Origin of the sequence: Streptomyces bathyalis, assembly GCF_015910445.1 — a bacterium.
In the GTDB taxonomy this organism is placed as follows: Bacteria; Actinomycetota; Actinomycetes; order Streptomycetales; family Streptomycetaceae; genus Streptomyces; species Streptomyces bathyalis.
The window spans coordinates 6,007,925-6,032,725 of the sequence record NZ_CP048882.1 but is presented as its reverse complement, the minus strand read 5'-3'; the positions used below and the strand labels follow the sequence as shown (position 1 = coordinate 6,032,725).

The following is a 24,801-nucleotide window of genomic DNA, read 5'->3' as shown; positions in this document are numbered from 1 at the left end:
CCGCCTTTTCGGCCTCTGCGACGACGCACGCAATGTTGAAAGGTTCGCTCACAATGCCCAACATTCTCGGCTACGTCCGCAACCCCAAGTTCGCGCGTATCTCCGCCGCAGGTATATCGGCCGCGGGCGCGGCAGCCATCGCACTGACCGTCATTCCCGGCAGCGCCGACGCAGGCGACCAGAGCCAGTCGAGCGCCAAGAAGGTCAGCGCCTCTACGGCCGCCGCGGAGAGTACGAAGAAGTCCGATACGCACAAGGTGGAGCTCGGCGCCGCCAACCAGGGCACCCTGGACGCCGACGTCAAGCGCACCAAGGAGGCCGTGGCCAAGCAGAAGGACGCCGTGGCCCAGCAGAAGGCCGTCGCCGCCGACCGCGCGGAGGCAGCCAAGGTCAAGGCCGCCAAGGCGAAGGCCGCGAAGGCGGCAGCCGCGAAGAAGGCCGCTGCGGAGCGCAAGGCCGAGGCCGCGGCCAAGGCGTCGCGAGCCGCCGAGCGCGCCAAGGCAGCCAAGACCTACCCGGACAACCTCGACGGCTGGATCCGCGAGGCCCGCGACGTCATGGCGAAGCACGACATCCCCGGGTCCTACGACGGCATCAAGCGGAACATCATCCGCGAGTCCGGCGGGAACCCGAACGCCGTGAACAACTGGGACATCAACGCCCAGAACGGCACCCCGTCCAAGGGCCTGCTCCAGACCATCCAGCCGACCTTCGACGCGTACCACGTCAAGGGAACGCCCCACAACATCACCGACCCGGTCGCCAACATCGTGGCCGCGTGCAACTACGCGGCGGACAAGTACGGTTCGATGGACAACGTGAACTCGGCATACTGATGGTGTGACGACCAAGCGACACCGCAATCCCATTGGCGGCCACGTCCCCGTAGCAGGGGGACTGGCCGCCACTGGCATTTCCTACGCCGATGACATCGGCGCGGAAGCCCTTCAGGTCTTCGTCGCCAATCCCCGCGGCTGGGCGACGAACTCCGGATCCCCGGAACAGGACGAGGAATTCCGTGCGGCGTGCGCGGAGAGGGAACTCCCCGTATTCGTGCATGCCCCTTACCTCATCAATCTCGGCTCCCACACCGAGGCCACGGCCCGCAACTCCGTCTCCTCGCTGCGCCATTCGCTCCGCAGGGGGCGCGAGATCGGCGCGTCCGGCGTCGTGGTCCACACGGGTTCGGCAACCGGCGGCCGCACGAGCGCCACCGCCCTGGCACAGGTGGGCCGGCTGCTCCTGCCGTTGCTGGAGGAGCTGACGCACGAGGACGACCCGTGGCTGCTGCTGGAGCCCACGGCCGGCCAGGGGTTCTCGCTCTGCTCCCGGATGCAGGACCTCGGGCCGTACTTCGAGATCCTCCGCCACCACCCGAGGCTCGGCGTCTGCCTCGACACCTGCCACGTCTTCGCCGCCGGGCACGACCTGGCGGCGCCGGGAGGGGTGAAGCACACGCTGGACGAGCTGGAGTCGGCGGCCGGCCCGGGCCGTCTCAAGCTGATCCACGCCAACGACTCCAAGGACGTCGCCGGGGCCCACAAGGACCGCCATGCCAACATCGGCTCCGGCCACATCGGCTCCGGTCCGTTCGCCGACCTCATGACCCATCCCTCGACCGAGGGCGTACCGCTCGTCATAGAGACCCCCGGCCGCAAGGAGGGGCACGCGGCGGACGTGGCACGGCTGAAGGAACTACGCCAAGGCGAAGGCTGAGCGCGCGGCAGGACGGCGGGGCGCCCTGGCCGACGGCGGCGGGCGCCACGCTGCCCTGCCTCACGGGCTGCGCCTTCGGCGAGGTCCTCGGCCTGGTCATCGGCACGGCCTTCGCCTGGCACGACGTCCGACGATGGTGACGGCCATCGCGCTCTTCGTCGTCCCGACGCCGGTGAACCGGTGGATGATCGGCCGGGGCAAGGGTCACGCGGTGCTGCACGCCTACCACTGAGGGCGAGCGGCGGGCCTACAGCTCCGGCCCCTCACCGGGCTCCTCCTGGTAGGAGTAGCGCTGTTCCTTATGGGGGTCGCCGATGTTGTGGTAACCGCGTTCCTCCCAGAAGCCGCGGCGGTCCGTGGTCATGTACTCCACGCCGCGCACCCACTTCGGGCCCTTCCACGCGTACAGATGCGGCACCACCAGCCGCACCGGGAAACCGTGTTCGGCCGTGAGCAGCTCGCCCGCGCGGTGCGTGGCGAACAGCGTCGTACCGGCGGCGAAGTCCGACAGCCGCAGGTTGGAGCTGAATCCGTATTCGGCCCAGACCATGACGTGCGTGACGCCGGCCGCGGGAGGAGCGAGTTCCAGCACGGTACGGGCGGGCACGCCACCCCATTCGGCCCCGACCATGCTGAACTTGGTGACGCAGTGGAAGTCGGCGACGACGGTCTCGTACGGCAGCGCCGAGAACTCCTCGTGGTCCCAGGAGTGCTTCTCGCCGTCGGCGGTCGCTCCGAAAACCCGGAAATCCCAGCGGTCGGGCTTGAACTTCGGCACCGGCCCGTAATGCGTGACCGGCCAGCCGCGCTGGAGCCGCTGTCCTGGCGGAAGCGATTGCTGCTCCCCCTCAGCACTCTGCGACTGGCCCATCTCCCCATGGTGACAGACCCTCCCGAAGCCGCTTACCGGCACCCCGTTCGTGGGGTGTTCGAGGGCATTCCGCTCGCCAATTCGGGCGATTTCGGTAAGCCTTCGCTTACTGGACCGGGTGACGACACGGTGCGAGGATGCGCGGGCGCGCGCACACGCACCTGGCACTTTTCCTTTCCTGGAAGGAGTCCGCAGCCATGCAGGGCGATCCCGAGGTCATCGAATTCCTCAACGAGCAGTTGACGGCCGAGCTGACAGCTATCAATCAGTACTTCCTGCACGCGAAGATGCAGGAGCACTTCGGCTGGCCCAAGCTCGCCCGCTACACCCGTGCGGAGTCCTTCGACGAGATGCGTCACGCCGAACGGCTCACCGACCGCATTCTGTTTCTCGAGGGGCTTCCCAACTACCAGAGGCTCTTCCACGTCAACGTCGGTCAGACACTGACCGAGATGTTCACGGCGGACCGGCAGATCGAAGTAGAGGCGATCGACCGTCTGCGGCGCGGGGTGGAGGTCATGCGCGCCAAGGGCGACATCACCTCGGCGAACATCTTCGAGGACATCCTCGCCGACGAGGAGCACCACATCGACTACCTGGACACCCAGCTCGAACTGGTCGAGAAGCTCGGCGAACCGCTCTACATCGCGCAGCTCGTGGAGCAGGAGGCCCCGTCGGAGAACTGACGTCAGGCGGCTTCGGCAACCGACGTGGAGGACGGCACGGGCACGGGTGCGTGCGCGGGCTCCTGAGCGGCGGTCTCCAGCTGACGCCCCGGGCACGCGCCGCGTCCGAGGAGCCCCTGGATGCGGCGTACGCATGAGCCGCAGTCCGTCCCGGCCTTGCTCACCGATGCGATCTGGCGCGGCGTGCAGGCCCCGGCCTCCTGGTGCTCACGGACCTGCCGGTCCGTAACGCCGAAGCAGGAGCATACGTACACGCGGTCCTCCAGTCGGGGCTCGTCCGTCGGGCGGCGTTCCGGCTGTACTCGAACCCGGGGGCTCGAACCATGGACTCGAACCGGAAACGCTCTGGCTTGATGAGGCTAACCTAACCATGGTTAACCTAACCTTAGCTGCCGCCCGGTGTCCACAACAGAGCTGTGGGGCCCGCATCACTGTGATGCGGGCCCCACTTCCGTGTTGCTTCCGTCGGCCACCGCGGCCGCGGCGGCGCTCAGAGGCGCCGCCTGCGCCGGCTCACTGGTCCCGGTACATCTCCGCGACCAGGAAGGCGAGATCGAGCGACTGGCTGCGGTTCAACCGCGGGTCGCACGCCGTCTCGTAGCGCTGGTGCAGGTCGCCGACGAAGATCTCGTCGCCGCCGCCCACGCACTCCGTCACGTCGTCACCGGTCAACTCGACGTGGATGCCGCCCGGATGCGTGCCCGCGCCCTTGTGCACCTCGAAGAAGCCCTTGACCTCGTCGAGCACGTCGTCGAAACGGCGGGTCTTGTGACCGCTTGCCGCCTCGAAGGTGTTGCCGTGCATCGGGTCGCAGACCCAGACCACTTGGGCACCCGAGGCGCTGACCTTCTCCACCAGGGTGGGCAGCCTGTCCCGTACGGTGTCGGCGCCCATGCGCGTGATGAAGGTGAGCCTGCCCGGCTCCCGGTCCGGGTCGAGCTTGTCGATCAGCGTGAGGGCCTCCTCGGGCGTCGTCGTCGGGCCCAGCTTCACACCGATCGGGTTGCGCACCTGCGAGGCGAACTCGATGTGGGCGCCGTCGAGTTGGCGAGTGCGCTCGCCGATCCAGACCATGTGACCGGAGACGTCGTACAGCTTGCCGCTGCGCGAATCCGTACGGGTCATGGCCGACTCGTAGTCCAGCAGCAGCGCCTCGTGCGACGAGAAGAACTCGACGGTCTTGAGCTCCTCCGGGTCCGTGCCGCACGCGTGCATGAACTTCAGCGCCTGGTCGATCTCGCGTGCCAGCGCCTCGTAACGCTGCCCGGAGGGCGAGCGCTTCACGAAGTCCTGGTTCCAGGCGTGCACCTGGCGCAGGTCCGCGTAGCCGCCGGTGGTGAAGGCGCGGACGAGGTTCAGCGTGGAGGCGGACGCCTGGTACATCCGCTTCAGCCGCTCCGGGTCGGGCGTGCGGGCGGCCTCGGTGAACTCGAAGCCGTTGACCGAGTCGCCGCGGTACGACGGCAGCGTCACACCGTCCCTGGTCTCGGTGGGCTTGGAACGCGGCTTGCTGTACTGACCCGCGATCCGGCCGACCTTGACCACCGGCACGGACCCCGCGTACGTCAGCACGGCGCCCATCTGCAGCAGCGTCTTGAGCTTGTTCCGGATGTGCTCGGCGCTGACCTGGTCGAACGCTTCCGCGCAGTCCCCGCCCTGGAGCAGGAACGCCTCACCCCGCGCGACCGCGCCCAGACGCGAACGCAGCTGGTCGCACTCGCCGGCGAAGACGAGGGGCGGATAGGACTCGAGCTCGGCGACTGCCGTGCGCAGGGCGTCCCGGTCCGGCCACTCGGGCTGCTGCGCGGCGGGAAGGTCTCGCCAGGTTCGGGCACCGGCGTCGGGGTTGGCGTTCACACTCACGCGCCCCAGGTTACGGGGTCGTGCCCGGCGCTCCTCGCCGTGCCCGGGTGCTGAGACGGAAACCACCCGCGCGCCGGTCGCTGAGGTAGGCTCGCGCCATGTTCGCGCAGCTCATCCTCCTGCCTCCGGCAGGGGTTTCCCCGTCCGACTGGTGGTGGACCGCTCATCCGGCGGCCCACTGACTGCGCGCGCACCACGAGACAGCGACAGACGCGAAGGCCGCCCGAGGGGCGGCCTTCGGTGTGTGCACGGCCGTTCCTCACCGCGTGACCCCGCGCATCCCAGGAAGGAACGCCGATGCCCCCTCGCCGCACCGATGCGACCCCGGCCGCCTCACACGCCACTCCCCCGAGCGCGCCTCCGCCCGCGCCGCCGTCCACACCTCCGTCCGCGTCCGAGCTCCTCCGCCGGCTGACGCGCGAGGACGCCCCGCCCTTCGCGCTGCTGCGCAGACGCACCCCGGGCCACCCGCACGACACCGTCGAGATCCTGACGGGGCCGGTCCACGAGGCCGCACGGCTGGCCGACATCCCGGACGGTGATCACGGCGCCCTCGCGCTCGTGCCCTTCCGGCAGATCCGCGAGCGGGGGTTCCGCGTGCACGACGACGGGACGCCGCTGGCCGTACTCGTCCCGCAGGAGGTGCACGAGCTGCCGCTGGATGACGTCACAGCGGCGCTGCCCGCACACCGGGTCCAGGTGGAGGACGGTTCCTTCGACGTCGGCGACGAGGAGTACGCACGGACGGTGCGCCGCGTCGTCGATGACGAGATCGGCACGGGCGAGGGCGCCAACTTCGTGGTGCGGCGCACCTTCGAGGGCCGGATCCCGGGCTTCCGCCGCTCCGACGCGCTCGCGCTCTTCCGGCGGCTGCTCAGCGGGGAGCGGGGCGCGTACTGGACGTTCGTCGTGCACACCGGCGAGCGGGTCCTGGCCGGGGCGAGCCCCGAGGTGCACGTGCGGATGTCCGGCGGCACCGTCGTGATGAACCCCATCAGCGGCACGTACCGCTATCCGCCGGGCGGACCCTCCACCGAGGGTCTGCTGGACTTCCTCGCCGACCGCAAGGAGAGCGAGGAGCTGTCCATGGTCGTCGACGAAGAGCTGAAGATGATGTGCACCGTCGGGGACATGGGCGGGGTCGTGGTGGGCCCGCGGCTGAAGGAGATGGCGCACCTCGCGCACACCGAGTACGAACTGCGCGGGCGCAGCACCCTCGATGTGCGGGACGTACTGCGCGAGACGATGTTCGCCGCGACGGTCACCGGCTCGCCCGTGGAGAACGCCTGCCGCGTCATCGAGCGCCACGAGCGCGGCGGGCGGGGCTACTACGCCGGTGCGCTGGCCCTGATCGGCCGCGACGCGGGAGGCGCCCAGACCCTCGACTCACCGATCCTCATCAGGACCGCGGACGTGGACACGGCGACCGGCCGGCTCCGTGTGCCGGTGGGTGCCACGCTGGTCAGGGCCTCCCAGGCGGCGAGTGAGGTGGCCGAGACCCATGCGAAGGCTGCGGGCGTCCTCACGGCGCTGGGCGTGCGCGAGGCATCCACGGGCGGGACCCGGGCCGGGCAGGAGCCGCCCCGCCTGTCGGACGACCCCCGCGTACGTGCGGCGCTCGCGGCCAGGCGCTCCGGCCTGGCGCCCTTCTGGCTGCGGATGCAGACCACCGGCGAGCGGGGCCCGGATCTGCCGCATGCAAAGGTCCTGGTCGTGGACGGGGAGGACACCTTCACCTCGATGCTCGCCCATCTGCTGCGGACCACGGGCGCCGGGGTGAAGGTGCGGCGCTTCGACGAGCCGGGGCTGCGGGACGCGGCGCTCGCGCACGACGGCCCGGTCGTGCTCGGCCCCGGCCCCGGGGATCCGCGGGACGGGACCGATCCGAAGATCCGTCTGCTGCGTGGCCTCACGGCGGAGCTGCTGCGGGAGCACCGGCACGGGCTTCTCGGGGTCTGCCTGGGGCACGAACTGCTCGCCGTGGAGCTGGGGATGGAGATCGTCCGCAAGGCGCGGCCGTATCAGGGCGCTCAGGAGACGGTCTCGGTCTTCGGACGGGACGAGACCGTCGGCTTCTACAACTCCTACGCCGTGCGCTGCGGCGAGCAGGAGGCCCAGCGGTGGGTGCGCGCGACGGGGCCGCACCGGGTCGAGATCGGCCGGGACCCCGCGACGGGTGAGGTGCACGCCCTGCGCGGCGCGAGCTTCGCGAGCGTGCAGTTCCACCCGGAGTCGGTGCTGACGCTGGACGGGCCGGGGATCGTGACCGGGCTGCTCGAAGCCGTGGCGGTCGACGGCACCCGCCGCTGACACGCGTGAGCCCGGGCCTCCGCGGGGCCCGGGCTCATGTGCGTCCTGCGCCGAGGCCCCGGACAGGCGGCCCGGGGCTTCGGCGTGCGCTCACCCGAAGAAGACCGAGGCCTCCTCGTACATCTCCGGGTCGACCGTCTTCAGCTTCGCGGTGGCCTCCGCGATGGGCACCCGGACGATCTTCGTGCCCTGGAGGGCGACCATCTTCCCCCAGTCCTCGTCCCGTACGGCGTCGATCGCGTGCAGCCCGAAGCGGGTGGCCAGCCACCGGTCGAAGGGCGTGGGGGTGCCGCCCCGCTGGATGTGCCCGAGGACCGTCGTACGGGCCTCCTTGCCGGTGCGCCTCTCGATCTCCTTCGACAGCCACTCACCGACGCCCGAGAGCCGCACATGCCCGAAGGAGTCGTACGAGTCGTCCTTGAGCACCATGTCGCCGTCCTTGGGCATGGCGCCCTCGGCGATGACGACGATCGGGGCGTAGCTCGCCTTGAAGCGGGACTCGACGTATCCGCACACCTCGTCGACGTCGAAGCGCCGCTCGGGGATGAGGATGCAGTTGGCGCCGCCCGCGAGGCCGGAGTGCAGGGCGATCCAGCCCGCGTGCCGCCCCATCACCTCGACCACGAGTACGCGCATGTGGGATTCGGCGGTCGTGTGGAGCCGGTCGATGGCGTCGGTGGCGACGTTGACGGCCGTGTCGAACCCGAAGGTGTAGTCGGTGGCGGACAGGTCGTTGTCGATCGTCTTGGGCACACCGATGCACTTGACGCCGAACTCGTCGGTGAGCCTGGCGGCGACGCCGAGCGTGTCCTCGCCGCCGATGGCGATGAGAGCACCGACGTCGTGCTTGACAAGGTTGTCCTGGATGCGGCGTACGCCGTTCTCCTCCTTGAACGGATTCGTACGCGACGAGCCCAGGATCGTCCCTCCGCGTGGCAGCGTGCCGCGCACTGCGGGGATGTCGAGCTGAATGGTGTCGCCCTCCAGCGGCCCACGCCAGCCGTCCCTGAACCCGACGAAGTCGTAGTCGTACCGCTGGACCCCCTTACGGACGACGGCCCTCATCACCGCGTTGAGTCCGGGGCAGTCGCCGCCACCGGTCAGCACTCCGACCCGCATGGGATCTCCCTTCTCATCGCCGCGCGCGTGCACTGCGCGGCCTGTAGCAACTGCGGCCACGCTAGCGGTGATCCACTTCACCAGGCACAGGGCGCGGAGAGGTTTTCCGATCAGTTACCGACCGAGGGGACCCCCGGGGTGGCTTCACTCCTCGTCGAGGCCTCGCTGGATGGCGTATCGCACCAGTTCGACCCGGTTGTGGAGCTGAAGCTTGCCCAGGGTGTTCTGCACATGGTTCTGGACGGTGCGGTGGGAGATGACCAGCCGTTCGGCGATCTGCCGGTAGCTCAGCCCCTTCGCGACGAGCCGCAGCACCTCGGTCTCCCGCTCGGTGAGCCGCGGCGCCGCGGGCTCGTCGGAACCGGCCGCGGGCACGGGGTCCGCCGCCAGCCTGCGGTACTCGCCGAGGACGAGGCCCGCCAGGCCCGGCGTGAAGACCGGGTCGCCCACGGCCGTGCGGCGCACCGCGTCCTGCAGCTCCTCCATGCTCGCCGACTTCACGAGGTAGCCGGTCGCTCCCGACTTCACGGCCTCCAGCACATCGGCGTGCTCGCCGCTGGCGGAGAGCACCAGCACCCGGAGCCCGGATCCGGCGCCGACCAGCCGGCGGCACACCTCGGCACCGGGCAGACCCGGCAGGTTCAGGTCCAGGACGAGCACATCGGGTGCGGCGGCACGCGCGCGGCGCACGGCCTGCGGGCCGTCGCCCGCCGTCGCGACCACGTCGAAGCCGGCCTCGCCCAGGTCGCGTGCGACCGCGTCCCGCCACATCGGGTGATCGTCGACGACCATCACCTTCACCGGGCTCTGCGACCCGTCCTCGCCGCCCGCGCTGTCCTCGGTGCTGTTCGGGATGTCCGCGCTGTTCGCGCTGTTCGCGTTCGTCATGGCCCCCGCCGTCGTTCCGTTCGTCATTTCGCCCGGCTGCGGGCCTGCTTCGGTACCCGCAGCTCCACCTCCGTGCCCTGGCCCGGCACCGAGATCAGCTCGGCGCTGCCGCCCAGGTCACGCAGCCGCCCCCGTATCGAGAGGGCGACCCCCATCCTGCCCTCGGCCTCCGCGTCCGCGAGCCGTCCGTCGTCCAGTCCCGGGCCGTCGTCCCGCACCGTGACCAGCACACCGTCCGGCTCGTCCTCCAGCAGGATCCACGCCTGCGCCGGTTCGCCGTCCGGGCCGCCCGCGTGCTGCCGCACATTGTCCAGGGCGGCACTGACGGCGGCGGCGAGCTCCTGTGCTGTCGCGGCCGGCAGCGGCACCGGCGTTCCCGGCTCGACGAAGGTGACGCGGGCGCCCGAGTACGGCGAGAGCAGGGCGCGCAGGTCGCACTCGGCGGTGCCCGCGGACTCGTCACCGCGGCCGGTTCGTCCGGTGGATCTTCGGGCGCCGCGTGGGACTCCCCCCGCGTCCGGTGGGGACGGGACCGGCACCGGCACGGTCTCACGCGAGACGAGACCGCGCAGCGCCACCTCCTGCTCGCCCGCCATCCTTCCCAGCTCGGCGGCCTCGCCCCCGATCTCGGTGCCCCGGCGCTGCACCATGGCGAGCACCTGGAGCACGCTGTCGTGGATGTCGCGGGCCAGGCGCTCGCGTTCTCGGGTGGCCGCCTCGATCTGGAGGGCGTGGGCGAGGGTGCGCTCACTCGCCCTGGCCACCTCGATGACGTAGCCGATGCCGATGCTCGCCACGCACACAAGCAGCACGTTGTGCAGGGTCGGCCGCGTCACCGCGCCCTGTTCGACGATGTTGGCGATGCCGACGACCGTCGCCGCGACCGCGCCCCAGCGCCAGCCGCCCTTGATGGCGAAGGCCAGCACGGGCCCCGCGACCCAGATGGACGGGAGCGTGGGCCCGATGCTGCCGTGTGCGTCGACGTAGACGGAGCCGAGGATCCCCGCGACGGCGAGCGTGATGTCGACGGCGAGGAAGGCGTTCGTGCAGCGCTTCGCGGAGAGGACCCTCGGGATGGTGGCCAGCGTCCAGAGCGTCAGCAGTCCCAGATAGAGGGCTCCCGCGAGTGGATGGGCGAGGCGGTCGTACGCCCACGCGAAGACGGCCAGCGCATAGCCGAGGCCGAGCAGCCGGTAGCCGGTCAGAGCCCGCCACAGCGGCTGCTCCACGGACATTCTCAGGACCATCTGCTCCGGCCCGCCCCCCTGCTTGTGCTGTGCCTGTCTACGCGGCCCGGTCGCGCTCGTGCCGCCTGCGCCGTGCCGCCGCGAGCATGGCCCCCGGGCCCGCCGGGCCGGGCCTGGAGGAGTGCGTGCGCCCGGAGTCGTCCTCCCCCGCTTCCTTCTCCGCCTCGCGCTCCGCGTCCTTCGCGGCCTTCTCCGCCTCCGCGTTCCGCTTGGCCTCCTCGGCGAGTTGGCGCTTGGCGGCGGTGGCGTACATGTCGACGTACTCCTGGCCGGACAGCCTCATGATCTCGTACATGACCTCGTCGGTGAGGGCACGTTGGATGAAGCGGTCGTTCTCCATGCCCTGGTAGCGGCTGAAGTCCATGGGCTTGCCGATCCTGATGCCCGGACGCATCAGCCGGGGCACCACCTGCCCGGGCGGCTGGATCTTCTCGGTGTCGACCATCGCCACGGGCAGTACGGGCGCTCCTGAGCGGAGCGCGACCCGCGCCAGCCCGCCCGGCTTGCCGCGGTAGAGCCGCCCGTCGGGCGAGCGGGTTCCCTCCGGGTAGATGCCGAACAGCTCGCCCTGCGCCAGTACTTCGAGACCGCTGCGGATCGCGGCCTCCCCCGCGCCGCGGGCGCCCGAGCGGTCCACGGGGAGCTGCCCGACTCCCTTGAAGAAGGCGGCGGTGAGCTTCCCCTTCACGCCGGGCGAGGTGAAGTACTCGGCCTTGGCGATGAAGATGACCTTGCGGTCGAGCACCGCCGGCAGGAAGAAGGAGTCCGAGAAGGACAGATGGTTGCTGGCGAGAATCGCCGGACCCTCTTCGGGCACGTGCTCAAGTCCCTCGACCCAGGGCCGGAAGGCAAGCTTGAGCCCGTTGCCGACCGACAGTTTCATCGCTCCGTAGAACAACCCGAGGACCTCCTGTTTCCGACACGGTGACTTTATCTCGCCGCCGCGGAAGCAGCGCTCCTGCGTCGGACAGTGCTGAACTACCCGGTCCCCACGCCCCACGCGTAGGCTGGCAGTCGCCCGCCCCCGAGCGGGCGCCGCGGAAGCAAGCACCACCTTCACAGCGCCGACCGATTCGATAGCGACCGGCTGGAGGCCGACGTGTCCATCCTTCCCGGGGCCGAGCCCATGCGTCATGACGGATCGGAGACGGGCGTCCTGGTGTGCCACGGGTTCACCGGCTCCCCTCAGTCCGTGCGGCCGTGGGCCGATCACCTGGCCGCGAAGGGGCTGACGGTCTCCCTTCCGCTGCTGCCGGGCCACGGCACGCGCTGGGAGGACCTGGCCGTGACGGGATGGCAGGACTGGTACGCGACGGTGGACCGTGAACTGCGCAGGCTGAGCAGCCGATGCGAGCAGGTCTTCGTGTTCGGTCTGTCGATGGGCGGCGCCCTCGCGCTGCGCCTGGCCGCGCACCACGGGGACGCGGTGAGCGGCGTGGCCGTGGTCAATCCCGCGATGACGTTCCCTCGGTGGCAGGGGTACGCGCTGCCGCTGGGCCGCTTCGTCCTCCGCTCGGCGAAGGGCATCACGAGCGACATCGCCAAACCCGGTTCATCGGAGGTCGGTTACGAGCGGGTGCCGACGCAGGCCGCCTACTCGCTCCGCAACTTCTTCCGCCTCGTGCAGGGCGAACTCCCGCAGGTGACACAGCCGCTGCTGGTCATGCACAGCAGGACCGACCACGTGGTGCCGCCGGGCGACTCCGCGGTGGTGCTCAGCAAGGTCTCGTCGAGCGACGTGACCGAGACGGTTCTCGAGGACAGCTTCCACGTGGCCACACTGGACCACGACGCGGAGCGCATCTTCGCGGACTCCCACGGATTCATCACCCGGCTCGCAGCGAGGAACACGGAGACGGCAGGCGATGGAGCGTAACCCCGGCGCGGAGGACGACGACCACCGCGAGGACGACCCGCGGCGCCCGGAACACGGCCGCGAGGAGCACGGCCGTGACGGGATCGGCAACGAGCGCGACGACGACGTGACTCCGGTGCCTTTCGACGAGAACGCCGCATGGGAGCAGATCGTCGCCTCGTACGGTGACCACCCGAAGGCCGAGGACATGGCACCGGCGGCGGACTCCGGCGGTGACGCCCGCACCGGTACGGGCACGGCCGCCCGTCCCGCACCCGGGCCCCGTCCCGACGGTGAGAGCGAGGGCGACGACGGCGGCACGTCGGTGCGCAGCTTCACGGTCTACTCCGCCGGCTCCGGTCCCCGCGACTGGAGCCTGCCGGCGTCCGAAGACGAGCCCGGCACCGGCGGCGAGGAGGAGGACGACGAGGGCCACTTCGTGCCGCCCGAGCCGCCGCCGCTGCCCCAGTCCGACACGACCGGGAAGTTCGCGTGGCTCGCGGTGCTCGGCGGGCCGCTGCTGCTGATCTTCACCGTCCTCTTCCAGCAGGAGCTGACCTGGTGGATCGCGACGCTCGGGATCGGCGGCTTCCTCGGCGGCTTCGCCACCCTCGTCGCCCGGATGCGGGACGGGCGCGACGAGGACGACTGGGACGACCCGGGCCGCGGCGCCGTGGTCTGAGCGGTCACGGCCCTCCCGCGACGGTCACTCGCCGGGCGGCTCTCCCTCAGGAAGCAGGACGGGGAGGCACGCGCAGCGCCGCCAGCACCGGCAGATGGTCCGTGGCCGCACGCAGATCCGCCGGTGAGACGCCCTCCAGTCCGTGCGGCACGCCGCAGCCGAGCACCTCCACCCCATCGGAGGCCAGGACGGCGTCGATGCGCTGGTGCGGACGCTGCGGCGTGGAGGTGTACTCGCCGCCCCACGGCGCCACGGCCCAGCCGTCCTGCAGCCGCGCGGCGAGCTGCCGGAACGTGCGGCCCCTGGGACGTTCGTTGAGGTCCCCCGCGGCCACCGAGTGAGCCGCGCCCATGGCCGCGAGGCGGTCGAGGAGCATGCGCCCCTGTGCCTGCCGTTCATCGGTCTGCAGGCTCAGATGGCAGCTGAGCACGCCCAGCTCCGCGGCCGGGCCGAACTCCAGTACCGCCGTGGCGAAGCCCCGCCTGTGCAGGCCGGGCGTGAGCGGGAGCAGCACGTCCTCGCTGCGCAGGACCGTGGCCCGCAGCGTCGCGAGGATCATCGGCCCCGTGGCCGTCGCTCCGCCCGTCACATAGACCAGGCCGCACTCACGGGCCAGCCACGCGGCGTGCTTGCGCCAGCGGAAGAAGCGCGGGGCCTCCTGCACGCACACGACGTCGGGGGCGCACGCCCGGATGACCCGGGCGAGCGCTCTCCGGTCGTCCCGCATGGAGCGGATGTTGTAGCTGAGCAGGCGGACGATCGCCGAACCGTCCGGCTCGGTACGTCCTGCGGGCAGATCCGCGAGCGTCATCGGCGCGGCTCACACTCACATTCGTCGGTCGTTCCGCTTCGTCCGCCCCCGGGCCCAGCGTCGGCGGTCAGCCCTGCCGGGCGAGGTCCGCGACGCCCACCATGCCCGCCTTGCCGCCGAGTTGGGCGGCGAGCACCTCGGCGTGCGGGCGCCAGCGGCTGCCGACGAGCCAGCGCCGGTACGACTTGCGGATGGGGTCGAGCACCAGATCGCCCTCGTCCGAGACGCCGCCGCCGACGATGAACGCCCCCGGGTCGAAGAGCGAGGCCAGGTCGGCCAGCCCCGCACCCGCCCAGCGCGCCAGCTCGCGGAAGGAGTCGACGGCGACGGGGCAGCCGAGGCGTGCGGCCTCGCTGATGTGCTTGCCCTCGACGCCCTCCGGGGTTCCGTCGCCGAGCCCGAGCAGGATCGTGGCGTTCTCCGGCGTGGCCGTCGCGCGCTGCCGCGCGTATCGCACGAGCGCGCTGCCCGACGCGTACTGCTCCCAGCAGCCCTGGTTGCCGCAGCCGCACAGCAGCCCGTCCGGCACCATCCGGATGTGCCCGAACTCGGCGGCGACACCGAAGCGGCCGCGGTGCAGCCTGCCGCCGATGATCACGCCGCCGCCGAGGCCCGTGCCGATGGTGATGCAGACGACGTCCTCGTGGCCGGTGCCGACGCCGAACTTGTACTCGCCCCAGGCGGCGGCGTTGGCGTCGTTCTCGATCACGACGGGAAGGTCGATGCGCTGCTCGACCTTGTCCTTGAGCGCCTCGTGCCGCCAGGTCAGATTCGGGGTGAAGAGAACGGTGGCCCGCTTGTCGTCGACGTAGCCGGGGGCACCGATGCCGACGGCGTCCACCTCGTGCTCGGCGCTGGCGTCCCGCACCGCGTCCGCGATGGCGTCGATCACGCCGTCCGCAGTGGGCGGGGTGGGCACGGTGCTGGTCTCCAGAATGGTTCCGTGCTCATCGACCACGCCGGCCGCGATCTTGGTGCCGCCGATGTCGACGCCGATAGTGAGTCCCATGTGTCCCTCGGTCTTCCGGTCCTACCCCGCTGCGGAACACCGTACCGGAGGGGCTGTGCGGCCCGATCGTGCGCGTTGGCACGGGGCTTGGCGCCTCAGGGCGTGCTCTGCCCGCCGTTTCCCGCGCCGGGGCCGTCCGGTCCGTCGTCCTCCGACGGGCCGGGCTTGCGGGCCTCCCCCGTCTCCCTCGGATCCTTGTCCAGGTCGATCCGCTCGACACCTGCCGGCGGGCCGGACGGGCGCGAGGTTCCGGGGGTGATGCTCCCGGGCCGGCCGGCGAGGTCATCGGTGCCGGGCGCACCCGGGGCTCCGGACGTCCAGCGGCCCTCTGCTTCCTGTACGGCGGCCCGGTAGGCGGCGAGCAGCTCTCCTCCGGCCGCGGCAAGGTGGTCGAAGACCTGGGGATTGCGCTCGACGACGGGCTCGATCGCGGCCTTCGCCTGTGCGATCAGCTGCTGCGCAACGCCCTGGGCGGCGGCGGAGGCCACCGTGCCGCCGAAGGGCCTGCCCAGCTCGGCCACCTTCTCGGACACGGCGTCCGCGAGGCGCCTCAGCTCGTCGGCGGCGCTGCCGTGGGTCTGCCCGTACTCGGCACGCCGGCGGGCCTTCTCCGCGGCGAGGTCTTCCTCGCAGGCGGTGGCCCAGGCGTCGGCGTCCGCGGTGTCCGGCTTCTCGGGCTCGGCGGCATCGCTCATGGCGGCGCTCCTACGGCGAAAGGGAGGACGGACGGGACGTGTCCGACGTTACCCGAACAGCCGGGAAGCGGAGACGGCCAGGAGCGGGCGGGAGGGGCCGCGAGCGGCGAACTGCCGGGGCGGTCGCCGGGTGATGCGCGCTCCACCCGAGGCCGGCGGGCATCAGCTCGGACGGATACCGGGGATCGACAGGGGCGGACGCGGTCTCAGCGGACCGTGCCCTCCGGCCACAGCGCCGGGTCGGGTGCGCAGCGCACCCGCAGCTCGCCCCCGTCCAGGGAGGCGCCCACGACCCGGCACCTGCGCAGCGCGGAGGGAAGCGGGAGCACCCGCCGGTAGGGCCCGACGCCGAGGATCAGCTCGTCCCCCCGCCGCACGAGTTCCAGCTCGTCCTTGCGGACCGAGGGCAGGGCCAGCCTCCACACGAGAATGCCGTCCTGGGCCAGGCGGTCCTCGACGGCACCGTCCGTCCCGGCGGCATCCGGGGCGGGCACACCCGTCGCGGCGGTCTCCGCGCCGAGGCGCAGCAGGTCGTCGGCGCCGCGCGGTTCCCGCCCCAGATGGGGCAGTTCGCGCAGTGCCACGCCAGCCCGCTCGTACTCCTCGCGCCACGCCTTGAGCACCGTCTGCTGCTGCCCGGAGAGCGAGGCGGTCCAGGGCTCCGAACTGCCGGACGGCACAACCCTGTTGGCGACGACCGCCTGCAACGGCAGCCCGTACAGGCCCAGTCCGGCACGGCCGAGGCGGAGCGTCCCGGCCGCCAGGGGCCCGGGTTCCGCGACGAGGCACGCGGTGGTGCCGGGAGACTCCAGCAGGCCCTGTACGTCGGCGAGTTCGGCGTCCCAGCGGGCCGCCGTGGCGTAGAGCGCCTCGGTCGGCATCGGTACGCCGGCGAGCTGTGCGAGCGCCGGACGCAATGCCCGCGCGGCCTGGCGCTCGGCGGGCAGGAGCCGGCGCAGATAGCGGCGGAGCTGGGCGGGCAGCGCGAGCACGCGCAGCGCGGCAGGCGTGTGCGGCAGGTCGACGACGAGGGTGTCCCACTCCCCCGCGGCGTGCGCGGCCCGCACGGCGCTCAGCACCGCGAAGGCACCGGCGCCGGGGAGTTCGGTGACCTCGTCCTCGTCCAGCGGATCCGAACCCAGCAGGTCCAGGAGCTTGCGGCCGCGCTCCTGCAGTGCGACGGCGGCGTCGCGGAAGAGCTCCGCGGAGTCGGTGCGGGCGGCGTACAGCAGCCCGTCCGTGCCGGGCACGGCCGCGCCGGCGGCGCCAAGCGGGCCGATGGGGCCGCCCGTCACGCCGAGCACGGCCTCCAGCGTCGCCGACGTCTCGCCGCTCAGCAGCAGTGTCCGCCGGCCGCCGCGGGCCACGGCGACGGCCATCGCGGCAGCCACGGTCGTACGCCCGGCTCCGCCCGCCCCGGTGACCAGCAGCGTCCGCGCTCCCGGCCCGGCGGCGCCGCGGGCCTCCGGCACCTGCCGTTCCCCGGGTACGTCCCGGTCCTCCGGAGCGGTCCGCTGTCCCGGTACGTGCCGGCCTCCCCCACAGACTGCGTCGTGCGTGGGACCCCCATCCTCGGGCTTGGGCACCCGCGCGTCAGCCTTTGCCGGATTCCGCGCCCTTGCCGGCGCCACCGCCCGACTCGACCCGCTTCTTCAGACCGGACAGCGCGCGGTCGATGATGACCTTCTCGGCCTTGCGCTTGATCATCCCGAGCATCGGGATCTTGACGTCGACGGTCAACTGGTAGGTGACCTCGGTGCGTTCACCGCCCCCTACAGGGGTCAGACGGTAGACGCCGTCCAGTTCGCGCAGCATCTGGGACTTCACCAGCGACCAGCGGACCTCGTTCTCGCCGATCCACTCGTAGGCCAGGGTGTGTTCGTCCTTGATGGCGCCGGCGTCCAGGAGCAGCCGCACCTGCTCGGCGCGGCCCTGCGCGTCCTGGGAGAGGACCTCGGCCTCCTTCACCTCGCCCGTCCACTCCGGGTACCGGGCGAAATCGGCGATCACTCCCATCACGGCTGCGGGCGTTGCGTCGATCGTGATGTTCGAGCTCGTGTGTTCCGCCATCGCCGTGGCTCCTCCATATGCTGCGCGCGGCCCCCGATTGCCCCTGGCAGGCTACCCCGCGTGTCCGGTACGTGGCCTACCGGCCTTCTCCTCGGGAGGCGGGGCCGCGGGCCGCCTCACCACTCCAGCACCCAGGGCGTGCCGGTGGCGTTGAAGTGCCCCACGTTCACGCACTCCGTCGCCCCGATCCGCATCCTCTGCACCAGCGGCTGGTGCACGTGCCCGAAGAGGTGGAAGCGCGGCCGTACGGTGCGGACCGCCCGCAGCAGCGCCTCGCTTCCGCGCTCGAAGCGACGGGCGACGGTGTCGTAGCACAACTCCGGTACGTCGGGCGGGATGTGGGAGCACAGCACGTCGACCTCGCCGAGCGCCTCGACCTTCGCCGCGTAGGCGTCGTCGTCGATCTCGTACGGGGTGCGCATGGGCGTGCGGAGCCCGCCGCCCACGAAGCCGAAGCGCAGACCGCCGATGTCGGCCGTCTCACCGTCCAGCACGGTGACGCCCTCTCCCGCGTACTCGGGCCACAGGGGCGGCACGTCGACGTTGCCGTACGTCGCGTACGTCGGTGCGGGCAGTGCGGCGAACAGTTCCGCGTACTGCTTGCGTACGGCTCGCTCGGTCGCCTCTGCCCTGTCGACTCCCGCCCAGAGCTTCGCGGAGAACTCGCGTGCCTCGGCGAAGCGGCGTGCGGTGCGCAACTCCACGATGTGATGCGCGTTTTCGACCCCGAACAGCTCCGGGAAGATGCCGCGGGAATGGTCGGCGTAGTCGAGGAAGAGGATGAGGTCTCCCAGGCAGACGAGCGCGTCGGCGCCGTCGCCGGCCGTCGCGAGGTCGCGGCTGTTCCCGTGCACGTCGCTGACCACGTGGAGTCGCATGACCACACCCTAGAGCGGGGACACCCTCCCGCGGCACCCCTGCCCCAGCCCCTTCCCACCTGCGGTTACTTCCCTCTCACCGCGTACGTGGATTACGCTTTCGCCGACGCACCCGGGGCGTGTGACCCATCAGACATCTCAGGTTCACCCCCTACCCCACCCACCCTACTGATGGGTAACGTCCAGGCCGTCATGCATCCAGGGTCTTCCCACGACTCCGGATCCGAGCCCTCGGAGGCCGCCCCCCACGGCCGCCGTCCTCCGTCGCGACGAGGAGCAGCAGTCTTGCGCGAGTTCAGCCTTCCGGCCCTTTACGAGGTGCCGGCCGACGGCAATCTGACGGATCTCATCCGCCGCAACGCGGCCCAGCATCCGGATGTCGCCGTCGTCGCACGCAAGGAGGGAGGCGAGTGGGCCGACGTCACCGCCGCCGACTTCCTGACCGAAGTGCGGGCTGCCGCGAAGGGTTTGATCGCCTCCGGTATCCAGCCGGGTGACCGCGTGGCCCTCATGTCCCGCACGCGCTACGAGTGGACGCTGCTCGACTTCGCGATCTGGAGCGCCGGCGCCGTCACCGTCCCCGTGTACGAGACGAGTTCACCGGAGCAGATCGCCTGGATCCTCGGCGACTCGGGCTCCGTCGCGTGTCTCGTCGAGACCGTCGACCACACACGCGCGGTCGACTCCGTACGGGACCGGCTCCCCGCCCTGAACCATGTGTGGCAGATCGAGCCGCAGCCGGCCGCCGCCGGTTCGGGTGCGGTCGAGCAACTCACCGCGGCCGGCGCGGACGTGGACGACGCGACCGTCGAGGCCCGCTCCTCCAGCGCGAACGCCGACTCCCCCGCCACGATCGTCTACACCTCCGGCACCACGGGCCGCCCGAAGGGCTGCGTGCTCACCCACCGCAGCTTCTTCGCCGAGTGCGGCAACGTCGTGGAGCGACTGCGGCCCATGTTCCGTACGGGCGAGTCGTCGGTCCTGCTCTTCCTCCCCGTCGCGCATGTCTTCGGACGCCTCGTGCAGGTGGCGGCCGTCATGGCGCCGATCAAGCTCGGCCATGTCTCCGACGTGAAGACGCTGACGGACGAACTGGCCGCGTTCCGGCCGACGATGGTCCTCGGCGTGCCCCGTGTCTTCGAGAAGGTCTTCAACTCCGCGCGGGCGCAGGCCCAGGCAAGCGGCAAGGGCAAGATCTTCGACAAGGCCGCCGAGACGGCGATGGACTACAGCCGCGCCCTCGACGACCCTTCGGGCCCCTCGCTGCAACTGAAGCTGCGGCACAAGCTGTTCGACATCCTCGTCTACAGCAAGCTGCGCGCGGTGCTCGGCGGGCTGGCCACTCACGCGATCTCCGGCGGCGCGCCCCTGGGCGAGCGGCTGGGGCACTTCTACCGTGGCATCGGCTTCACCGTGCTGGAGGGCTACGGCCTCACGGAGTCCTGCGCCGCGACGGCCTTCAACCCGTACGACCGCCAGAAGATCGGCACGGTCGGCCAGCCGCTGCCGGGCTCCGTCGTACGCATCGCGGACGACGGAGAGGTGATGCTGCACGGCGAGCACCTCTTCGCTGGCTACTGGAACAACGAACAGTCCACCCAGGAGGCCCTGTCCGACGGCTGGTTCCACACCGGCGACCTGGGCACCCTCGACGCGGACGGCTATCTCGCCATCACCGGGCGGAAGAAGGAGATCCTGGTGACCGCGGGCGGCAAGAACATCGCCCCGTCGGTCATCGAGGACGGCATCCGCGGGCACGCGCTCGTCGCCGAGTGCATGGTCGTCGGTGACGGGCGGCCCTTCGTCGGCGCGCTCCTCACCGTCGACGAGGAGTTCCTTCCGCGGTGGGCCGAGGAGCGGGGCAAGTCCGGGCTCTCGCACGAGCAGTTGCTCCGCGACGAGGAGCTGCTGGCCGAGCTCCAGCGAGCCGTGGACGGCGGCAACGCCCTGGTCTCGCGTGCCGAGTCCGTGCGCAAGTTCCATGTGCTGGACACCCAGTTCACGGAGGAGTCGGGGCACATCACTCCCTCGCTGAAACTCAAGCGGGGCGTGGTGGCGAAGGACTTCGCCCACGAAATCGACTCGCTGTACGTCTGAGTGCCCGGGGGCGAGCCGCGGCCCGGCAGGGGCGTCGGCGCGGGCCCGGGCGTCGACCCAGGCCCGCGGCCTCGCAGCAGGCGTTACAGCAGCTTCTTGAGCCGTTCCGCGAGCAGGTCCCAGCGCCAGCGTTCGAGGACCCACTCCCTGCCCTTCTCCCCCATGCGCGCGCGCAGGTCCGGGTCGTCCAGCAGGGCGATGACGCGTTCTGCCGTCTCCTCGGACGCTCCCCCTGGGCCTCGCGGCCCGTTGGTGCCCCCGGAGACGACCCAGCCGGTCTTCCCCTCGAGGACGGCGTCCGGCGCACCGCCCGAGTCGCCCGCGACGACCGGCAGTCCGGTGGCCGAGGCCTCCAGATAGACGATGCCGAGGCCTTCCACGTCCAGGCCGCCCCGGCGGGTACGGCACGGCATCGCGAAGACGTCCCCTGCGCCGTAGTGCGCGGGAAGCTCCTCCCACGGGACGGCACCGGTGAAGCGCACGGAGCGCTCCACACCTGTGGCCGCCACCAGCTTCTCCAATTCACGACGGTAGGGGCCGCCGCCGACCACCAGCAGTACGGCGTCCGGATGTGCGGCGAGGATCCGCGGCATGGCCCGGATCAGCGTGTCCTGGCCCTTGCGAGGCACCAGCCGCGAGACGCACACCACCACCGGACGGCCGCTCAGGCCGAGCCGCTCGCGCACCGTGTCGCCGCCGGAGCCGGGGTGGAAGGTCTTCTCGTCGACTCCGGGCGGCAGTTGCACCATCCGGGCGGCCGCCTGAGGGGTGAGGGCACGCGCGATCCTCGACCTCGTGTACTCGCCGAGATGGGTGAGGGTGTCCGTGCCCTCGCCGATCCGGCGCAACAGCTGCCGGGACACGGGCAGTTGGGCCCACGCGGCCTCGTGCCCGTGCGTCGTCGCCACCAGCCGCCGCGCCCCCGCACGCCGCAGTGCCGGTGCCATCAGACCCAGGGGTGCCGCTGCGCCGAACCAGACCGATTCGCAGCCGTGTTCGCGCAGCAGCTCCACCGCGCGCCGCCTCACGCGGGGCGTGGGCAGCAGCATCGTGCTGCGGTCGCGTACGACGGTGAAGGGCTGTTGCGCGTCGAACCTGGCGGTCTCCTCCATGCCCTCACGGGTGTGTTTGAAGGTGGAGGCATAGACGACGACGCGGGAAGGCTCCAGACGCAGCGCCATGCTGTGCAGGAACGCCTGGATGCCCCCGGGCCGCGGCGGGAAGTCATTGGTGACGATCAAGGTCTTGTGCATCGCGGCCGACAGTACCGTCCGGGTGACCGGCACCGCCCTGTCACCGGCCCGTCATCACGCTGTTCGACGCCAACGGGCATGATGTCGCGGGCGACCGAGCGAGCGGGGGGACATCCAACGGGGAGCCGGGCGGGACCCGGCACGCAGGAGACGGCAAGGTGGGTATGACGGACAGCACAGCGGCGCCGGCACCTCGCGAGGCAGAGGCCGGAGCGCCGCGGGACGAGAGCGACAAGGGAAGCGGGAGGCACGGCAGCCACAGGCGCCGCGGCTCCGGCTCCCGTTCCCTCCTCCGGGCCGCCGCGCCCCTCGCCGTGTGGGCCGTCACCCGTGCCGCGCTGCTGCTGTGCGCCTTCAAGGTCGTCACGCTGCCCGGCCCGGACTTCACCAACGACGTGAACGTCATCTACCAAGGCTGGTACGGGGTCCTGAAGTCCGGCGTGTTCCCGTGGAACGACGTCACGTGGCAGTACCCGCCGGCGGCGGCCGTGGCGATTCTCTCCCCGGCACTGCTGCCATTCCTCGACTACGCCTCGGCCTTCTACCTGCTGGCGTGCGCCGTCGACGCCGTCGTCCTCGGTCTGCTGCTGCGTACCTCGAGACGGCCGGGCAGACGCCGCGCGGGCGTGTGGTGCTGGGTCGCGGGCGTGGCGCTGCTGGGCCCCACCGCGTACGCCCGCTACGACCTGATGGTCACCGCCCTTGCCGTCGGTGCGCTCCTCGCCGGGGTCCGGCATCCGCGTGCGGCCGGTGTGCTGGCCGCGTTCGGCGCCCTGGTGAAGATCTGGCCCGGGCTGCTCCTCCTCGGCACGCCCCGTGGCCGGGTGACGCGCATCGCGTGGACGGCCGCGCTGCTCACGGGAGTTGTCGTCATGGGCCTCTTCGCCGCGACGATGCCGGGGGCGTTCGCGTTCCTGGAGTTCCAGCAGAGCAGGGGCACCGAGGTGGAGTCGCTGGGCGCCCTGGTCTTCCACGTGGCACGTCAGTTCGACTGGGAGGGCCAGGTACTGCTCAACTACGGCTCGATGGAGTTCGTCGGCCCGTACGTCCATATCGTCAGCGACGCCGCGCTGGTGCTGACGCTCATCGCCTTCGCATGGCTGCTGACGTGGCGGCTGCGCGCAGTTGAGTGGACGGCCTCGACCCCGGCGGACACCGCGCTCACCGCGGTGCTCCTCTTCGTCACGACCAGCCGCGTCATCAGCCCGCAGTACATGATCTGGCTGGTGGGTCTGGCGGCCGTCTGCCTCACGCTGCGTGCCAGCTGTCAGGCGCTGCCCTCGGTGCTCGTGCTGGGAGCGACGGCGGTGACGCTGCTGGAGTTCCCGCTCGGCTTCGCCCATGTCGTCGCCAGTGACTGGCAGGGGCTCGTGCTGATGACCGTGCGGAACGGCCTTCTCGTGGCCGCGTCGCTGCTGGCGTGCCTGCGGCTGTGGCGCTCGACGAGGCCGACGGGTGACGGGACGTCCGAGGACGTCACGACACCTCCTTCCGGACGTACGAGCGCCACCTCTCCGTGAATTCCTGAGGGCTGAGCCCCAACTCGCTCTCCATGGCCTCGTCGACGGCCGCGTCCTGGCTCTTCTGGGCCGAGCCGAGCCGCAGATAGAGACCCAGCAGCTTGTCCTTGCCCCACTCGTCCGCGATGAGGCGGCACGCGAGCCAGCCGCTCTCGTAGGCACGTCCCAGTTCTTCCGGGTCCCTGCCGAACCGGAAGTCGCGGTCCGTGGGGAGTTCGCGGGGCAGCTTCCCCGCGTCGGCGGCCCGTACGAGCTCCGCGGCGGCCTCCTTGGGCGTGCGGTCGGTGGCACCGTAGCCGATCCAGTCGGCCAGCCCCTCCGACAGCCACAGCGGCGTCGCCCCGCTCGTGTGGGTGCGGCTGGCGACGTGAACCGTCTCGTGGGTGAGGACGACTTGCTGCCCCTCGCCGCTCAGATCCCCGTACGCCTCGGGGTTGACCACGATCCGGTCCGCGGACGCGTTCGTGTGCTCCCCTGCCTCGCCCGTGGTGACGGCTGCGATGCCCTCGTACGAGGTGGAGGGGGCGTCCAGCAGCCTAGCCATGTCCCGCAGCGAGGACGGGGATTCGACCACGACCCGGTGCGGCCAGCTGCGCGGCCACTCCTCGTCGACCTGGGCGACCGCCGTGTCCGCCTTGCGTGCGAGGTCGTCGAGCTCCTCGCGGCTGCGGTCCGCGCCCAGCACCAGGCTCTTCTTCCCGCGCACCACGGTGATCTCGCCCTGTTCCCACAGCTGCCGGTCGCTGCCGGGGAGTTCGTCGCTGACGTACCACTTGCCGCCGCGCTCGGTGAAGGCGAGCCGCTCGGTGACGGAGACGGGAGCGTGGTCGTCGTCGCGCAGCTTGTAACGCAGACGCACATCGGCCTGGACGCCGCCCCCGTCGCCCGCTGCGGCGGGGCGCACGTCCCCGACCCGGTAGGACCACTGAGTCAGCGGCAGGCGACGGAGATTCCCGAACACCTGCCGCTGCTCCTCGCGGTAGCTTTCCGCCCGCGGGTCGACGGCCGCCAGATACTGGCTCTCCTTGCCGTCGCGCACGGCATCGGCCTGCCGCTCCAGCACGCGCTGCACAGCGGCGCGTTCACGGCTCTCACGGCTCGGCTCCGCGCCCGCGCCGCAGCCGCTCACCCCCGCCAGCACCACGCCCGCCAGGGCCGCACTCAGCGCGCGGCTGCCCGCGACTCTCCTCGCCTCACACCACTTCCAAGGTCCAACCACGCGAACGATCGT

At 71.3% G+C, this 24,801-nt stretch carries 23 protein-coding genes and 1 pseudogene; 9 read left to right on the top strand and 15 right to left on the bottom strand.

The features are described from left to right. Positions 1-53 precede the first annotated feature (53 nt). The 3 genes and pseudogenes from G4Z16_RS26110 (at position 54) to G4Z16_RS26100 (ending at position 1,948) form a co-directional block, all read left to right on the top strand. A complete protein-coding gene (locus G4Z16_RS26110) occupies positions 54-836 on the top strand; it encodes a lytic transglycosylase domain-containing protein (RefSeq protein WP_197353086.1) in 783 nt (260 codons plus the stop codon). A 4-nt stretch (positions 837-840) separates the two neighbouring features. Further along, complete coding sequence (locus G4Z16_RS26105) at positions 841-1,716, top strand: deoxyribonuclease IV (RefSeq protein ID WP_197353085.1); 876 nt, start codon at positions 841-843, stop codon at positions 1,714-1,716. Continuing rightward, positions 1,713-1,948: pseudogene (locus G4Z16_RS26100) on the top strand (DUF4396 domain-containing protein). Before G4Z16_RS26105 ends, G4Z16_RS26100 begins: the two are co-directional and overlap by 4 nt. Before the next feature lie 15 nt (positions 1,949-1,963). Here G4Z16_RS26100 and G4Z16_RS26095 read toward each other — a convergent pair. Continuing rightward, positions 1,964-2,587: a sulfite oxidase-like oxidoreductase gene (locus tag G4Z16_RS26095; RefSeq protein ID WP_197353084.1), complete on the bottom strand. Its 624-nt coding sequence runs from the start codon at positions 2,585-2,587 to the stop codon at positions 1,964-1,966. Between the two features lie 197 nt (positions 2,588-2,784). Between G4Z16_RS26095 and bfr the strand changes: the two genes are divergently transcribed. Continuing rightward, positions 2,785-3,273 carry a bacterioferritin gene (gene bfr / locus G4Z16_RS26090; protein ID WP_070011978.1) on the top strand — a complete coding sequence of 163 codons (489 nt, stop codon included), beginning with the start codon at positions 2,785-2,787 and terminating at the stop codon, positions 3,271-3,273. Positions 3,274-3,275: 2 nt separating this feature from the next. Here the strand turns inward: bfr and G4Z16_RS26085 are convergent, their stop codons facing one another. Then, entirely contained in the window at positions 3,276-3,527 is a 252-nt protein-coding gene (locus tag G4Z16_RS26085; protein WP_197353083.1) for a (2Fe-2S)-binding protein, read from the bottom strand. 259 nt (positions 3,528-3,786) lie between these two features. Then, positions 3,787-5,136, bottom strand: coding sequence for a class II 3-deoxy-7-phosphoheptulonate synthase (locus tag G4Z16_RS26080; RefSeq protein ID WP_197353082.1), 1,350 nt, complete (start codon positions 5,134-5,136; stop codon positions 3,787-3,789). Positions 5,137-5,433: 297 nt separating this feature from the next. Between G4Z16_RS26080 and G4Z16_RS26075 the strand changes: the two genes are divergently transcribed. Next, complete coding sequence (locus tag G4Z16_RS26075; protein WP_197353081.1) at positions 5,434-7,446, top strand: anthranilate synthase family protein; 2,013 nt, start codon at positions 5,434-5,436, stop codon at positions 7,444-7,446. A 90-nt stretch (positions 7,447-7,536) separates the two neighbouring features. On the opposite strand, the gene G4Z16_RS26070 is transcribed toward G4Z16_RS26075, so the two are convergent. The 4 genes from G4Z16_RS26070 to G4Z16_RS26055 all read right to left on the bottom strand — a co-directional run bounded on the left by G4Z16_RS26070 (position 7,537) and on the right by G4Z16_RS26055 (position 11,583). Further along, the gene (locus tag G4Z16_RS26070; RefSeq protein WP_197353080.1) at positions 7,537-8,565 is read right to left on the bottom strand and encodes a 6-phosphofructokinase; all 1,029 of its coding nucleotides are present in this window, start codon (positions 8,563-8,565) and stop codon (positions 7,537-7,539) included. 144 nt (positions 8,566-8,709) lie between these two features. Then, positions 8,710-9,357 carry a response regulator gene (locus tag G4Z16_RS26065; protein ID WP_246531369.1) on the bottom strand — a complete coding sequence of 216 codons (648 nt, stop codon included), beginning with the start codon at positions 9,355-9,357 and terminating at the stop codon, positions 8,710-8,712. 119 nt (positions 9,358-9,476) lie between these two features. Then, positions 9,477-10,688: a MacS family sensor histidine kinase gene (gene macS / locus G4Z16_RS26060; RefSeq protein ID WP_197353078.1), complete on the bottom strand. Its 1,212-nt coding sequence runs from the start codon at positions 10,686-10,688 to the stop codon at positions 9,477-9,479. Positions 10,689-10,737: 49 nt separating this feature from the next. After that, positions 10,738-11,583 carry a lysophospholipid acyltransferase family protein gene (locus G4Z16_RS26055; RefSeq protein WP_197353077.1) on the bottom strand — a complete coding sequence of 282 codons (846 nt, stop codon included), beginning with the start codon at positions 11,581-11,583 and terminating at the stop codon, positions 10,738-10,740. 216 nt (positions 11,584-11,799) lie between these two features. Between G4Z16_RS26055 and G4Z16_RS26050 the strand changes: the two genes are divergently transcribed. Then, entirely contained in the window at positions 11,800-12,576 is a 777-nt protein-coding gene (locus G4Z16_RS26050; protein ID WP_197353076.1) for an alpha/beta hydrolase, read from the top strand. Then, positions 12,566-13,237, top strand: coding sequence for a hypothetical protein (locus tag G4Z16_RS26045; protein WP_246531074.1), 672 nt, complete (start codon positions 12,566-12,568; stop codon positions 13,235-13,237). The genes G4Z16_RS26050 and G4Z16_RS26045 overlap by 11 nt, the downstream gene beginning before the upstream one ends. Positions 13,238-13,283: 46 nt before the next feature. Here the strand turns inward: G4Z16_RS26045 and G4Z16_RS26040 are convergent, their stop codons facing one another. The 6 genes from G4Z16_RS26040 to G4Z16_RS26015 form a co-directional block, all read right to left on the bottom strand. Continuing rightward, entirely contained in the window at positions 13,284-14,048 is a 765-nt protein-coding gene (locus tag G4Z16_RS26040; RefSeq protein ID WP_197353075.1) for an endonuclease/exonuclease/phosphatase family protein, read from the bottom strand. Positions 14,049-14,115: 67 nt separating this feature from the next. Continuing rightward, entirely contained in the window at positions 14,116-15,057 is a 942-nt protein-coding gene (locus G4Z16_RS26035; RefSeq protein WP_197353074.1) for an ROK family glucokinase, read from the bottom strand. A 95-nt stretch (positions 15,058-15,152) separates the two neighbouring features. Beyond that, a complete protein-coding gene (locus tag G4Z16_RS26030; RefSeq protein ID WP_197353073.1) occupies positions 15,153-15,752 on the bottom strand; it encodes a DUF5304 family protein in 600 nt (199 codons plus the stop codon). Positions 15,753-15,958: 206 nt separating this feature from the next. Further along, a complete protein-coding gene (locus G4Z16_RS26025; protein ID WP_281393726.1) occupies positions 15,959-17,224 on the bottom strand; it encodes an ArsA family ATPase in 1,266 nt (421 codons plus the stop codon). 121 nt (positions 17,225-17,345) lie between these two features. After that, on the bottom strand, positions 17,346-17,822 hold the full coding sequence (locus tag G4Z16_RS26020) for an SRPBCC family protein (protein ID WP_197353072.1): 477 nt from the start codon (positions 17,820-17,822) through the stop codon (positions 17,346-17,348). A 116-nt stretch (positions 17,823-17,938) separates the two neighbouring features. Then, positions 17,939-18,700 (bottom strand): metallophosphoesterase family protein, encoded by a 762-nt coding sequence (locus tag G4Z16_RS26015; RefSeq protein WP_197353071.1) that lies wholly within the window; start codon positions 18,698-18,700, stop codon positions 17,939-17,941. Between the two features lie 285 nt (positions 18,701-18,985). On the opposite strand from G4Z16_RS26015, the gene G4Z16_RS26010 reads away from it, so the two are divergent. Further along, the gene (locus G4Z16_RS26010) at positions 18,986-20,797 is read left to right on the top strand and encodes an AMP-dependent synthetase/ligase (RefSeq protein WP_197353070.1); all 1,812 of its coding nucleotides are present in this window, start codon (positions 18,986-18,988) and stop codon (positions 20,795-20,797) included. An 83-nt stretch (positions 20,798-20,880) separates the two neighbouring features. Here the strand turns inward: G4Z16_RS26010 and G4Z16_RS26005 are convergent, their stop codons facing one another. Continuing rightward, the gene (locus G4Z16_RS26005) at positions 20,881-22,050 is read right to left on the bottom strand and encodes a glycosyltransferase family 4 protein (protein ID WP_197353069.1); all 1,170 of its coding nucleotides are present in this window, start codon (positions 22,048-22,050) and stop codon (positions 20,881-20,883) included. A 164-nt stretch (positions 22,051-22,214) separates the two neighbouring features. Here G4Z16_RS26005 and G4Z16_RS26000 point away from each other — a divergent pair, with 164 nt between their 5' ends. Beyond that, positions 22,215-23,570, top strand: coding sequence for a glycosyltransferase family 87 protein (locus G4Z16_RS26000; RefSeq protein ID WP_197353068.1), 1,356 nt, complete (start codon positions 22,215-22,217; stop codon positions 23,568-23,570). Here G4Z16_RS26000 and G4Z16_RS25995 read toward each other — a convergent pair. After that, positions 23,527-24,789 (bottom strand): hypothetical protein, encoded by a 1,263-nt coding sequence (locus G4Z16_RS25995; RefSeq protein WP_246531073.1) that lies wholly within the window; start codon positions 24,787-24,789, stop codon positions 23,527-23,529. The two genes, G4Z16_RS26000 and G4Z16_RS25995, sit on opposite strands and share 44 nt — an antisense overlap. Between the last annotated feature and the right edge of the window lie 12 nt (positions 24,790-24,801).

Coding starts and splice junctions, on each gene's coding strand:
- G4Z16_RS26000 (WP_197353068.1), top strand. CDS start 22,215: ATGACGGACAGCACAGCGGCGCCGGCACCTCGCGAGGCAGAGGCCGGA.
- G4Z16_RS26075 (WP_197353081.1), top strand. CDS start 5,434: ATGCCCCCTCGCCGCACCGATGCGACCCCGGCCGCCTCACACGCCACT.
- G4Z16_RS26040 (WP_197353075.1), bottom strand. CDS start 14,048: ATGACGCTCGCGGATCTGCCCGCAGGACGTACCGAGCCGGACGGTTCG.
- G4Z16_RS26110 (WP_197353086.1), top strand. CDS start 54: ATGCCCAACATTCTCGGCTACGTCCGCAACCCCAAGTTCGCGCGTATC.
- G4Z16_RS26055 (WP_197353077.1), bottom strand. CDS start 11,583: ATGAAACTGTCGGTCGGCAACGGGCTCAAGCTTGCCTTCCGGCCCTGG.
- bfr (WP_070011978.1), top strand. CDS start 2,785: ATGCAGGGCGATCCCGAGGTCATCGAATTCCTCAACGAGCAGTTGACG.
- G4Z16_RS26030 (WP_197353073.1), bottom strand. CDS start 15,752: ATGAGCGATGCCGCCGAGCCCGAGAAGCCGGACACCGCGGACGCCGAC.
- macS (WP_197353078.1), bottom strand. CDS start 10,688: ATGTCCGTGGAGCAGCCGCTGTGGCGGGCTCTGACCGGCTACCGGCTG.
- G4Z16_RS26045 (WP_246531074.1), top strand. CDS start 12,566: ATGGAGCGTAACCCCGGCGCGGAGGACGACGACCACCGCGAGGACGAC.
- G4Z16_RS26070 (WP_197353080.1), bottom strand. CDS start 8,565: ATGCGGGTCGGAGTGCTGACCGGTGGCGGCGACTGCCCCGGACTCAAC.
- G4Z16_RS26065 (WP_246531369.1), bottom strand. CDS start 9,357: ATGGTCGTCGACGATCACCCGATGTGGCGGGACGCGGTCGCACGCGAC.
- G4Z16_RS26005 (WP_197353069.1), bottom strand. CDS start 22,050: ATGCACAAGACCTTGATCGTCACCAATGACTTCCCGCCGCGGCCCGGG.
- G4Z16_RS26035 (WP_197353074.1), bottom strand. CDS start 15,057: ATGGGACTCACTATCGGCGTCGACATCGGCGGCACCAAGATCGCGGCC.
- G4Z16_RS26095 (WP_197353084.1), bottom strand. CDS start 2,587: ATGGGCCAGTCGCAGAGTGCTGAGGGGGAGCAGCAATCGCTTCCGCCA.
- G4Z16_RS26020 (WP_197353072.1), bottom strand. CDS start 17,822: ATGGCGGAACACACGAGCTCGAACATCACGATCGACGCAACGCCCGCA.
- G4Z16_RS26015 (WP_197353071.1), bottom strand. CDS start 18,700: ATGCGACTCCACGTGGTCAGCGACGTGCACGGGAACAGCCGCGACCTC.